The 1,316-nt window shown below is 64.4% G+C and carries 2 protein-coding genes; one reads left to right on the top strand and one right to left on the bottom strand.

Features of this window, described 5'->3' with window-relative positions; translation table 11 throughout:
- A partial coding sequence (locus EOA29_RS36730) for a GGDEF domain-containing protein (RefSeq protein WP_145970060.1) occupies window positions 1-422 on the top strand: 422 nt, incomplete at its 5' end.
- A gap of 30 nt (window positions 423-452) precedes the next feature.
- On the opposite strand, the gene EOA29_RS36725 is transcribed toward EOA29_RS36730, so the two are convergent.
- Window positions 453-1,316 (bottom strand): ribonuclease (locus tag EOA29_RS36725; RefSeq protein ID WP_127222408.1); only part of this gene is annotated, 864 nt, incomplete at its 5' end.

Genomic DNA, 1,316 nt, shown 5'->3' with positions numbered 1-1,316 from the left:
GCCTGCTCATCGTCGACGTCGACCATTTCAAATCGATCAACGACCGGTTCGGTCACGCCGAGGGCGACAAGGTGCTGAAGTCGATGGCCGCCTTGTTGATCGAGACTGCCGGCAACGCGGATCAGGTGTTCAGGATCGGCGGCGAGGAATTTGCGATCCTCTGCTCGCAGCCGCATGCGCTGGCGAGGCTGCTCGGCGAAGCTATCAGGAACGCGGTGAAGACTTCCGTGCACACCAGTCGCTTCAACATCACCATAAGCGCCGGCGTGTCCACCGTCAGCGAGACGACGCATTGCCTGGCCGACATTTTCGCGCTTGCCGACCAGCGCCTCTACAAGGCCAAGTCGAGCGGCCGCGACCGCGTGATCGGCGAACCGGGCAGCGACGCCGTCATCCGCGAGGCGGCCCCGAAGACCGCCTGACTTCGAAGCCAAAATTCGGCTGCTGAGTTCTTACTGGAATCCGATCGCGTCGACCGTGCCCTTCGGACAACCGGCCTTGCCCGTCGGCGCCGACGCCATGAGCAGGTCGGCGAGCTTGCTGTCGGGACTGATCGGACCGGAGAGGCCGAGCGTCAGCTCGCCGATCAGCCGCCTGCCGCTTGACGGATCGACCAGGCATGAAACGCGCACACGGTCGCCGGCGCCGGCGCCGAAGGCCTGGTTGAAAGCGCCGCGGATCTGATCCGACGTCAGTTGCTTGCCGATGTTCTTGTTGAAGAGGTCGCGCACCGGCGAAGCATTCACGGCGCGCATCAGATTGAGCGCGTCGGCGAAATACTCCTGCTGGCTCTTGCCGTAGCAGGTGCCGTGCTTGATCCACTCGTGACGCTCCAGCTTGGAAGCCGTGCCCGGCATCACCTGGTCGAGCTCGGCGCGCGTATTGGCATCGAGATCGACGGGCGGCAGATCCGCCCAATGCGCCGGGTTGTCGTTGGCCTTGTCGCCAGCCGGCACCTGACAATAGAAATTGCCGTTCGGCTGCGGCCACAGCCCGTGCAAGGTGAAGTGGGAAGCGTCGAATTCACTGGGGTTCTGCGCCTTGCATTCGGGCTTGCTGCCCTTGGTCTCGCAGAAGGCCGGCTGCCAGCTCAGCGCGAACACATATTCAGGCTTGCCTGAAGCAGGCTGCGACGGCTTGGTCTGGCCGGCGGGCGCCGGCGCGGTCGCGGCGCTGCCGCCGGTGATATGGCCGCAACTGATCTTCACCCACCGCCGTTCCGGATCGGCGCCCGGCACCTGGATCAGATAATGCGTGGGCTCGTCCTTGTTGCCGGCCAGAAGCTGATAGCTTTGTCCCGCTTCGGTGGACACGTT

Origin of the sequence: Mesorhizobium sp. M1E.F.Ca.ET.063.01.1.1 (genome assembly GCF_003998155.1) — a bacterium.
GTDB lineage: Bacteria > Pseudomonadota > Alphaproteobacteria > Rhizobiales > Rhizobiaceae > Mesorhizobium.
The sequence above is the reverse complement of the archived record's forward strand: the minus strand, read 5'-3'. Positions and strand labels throughout refer to the sequence as shown.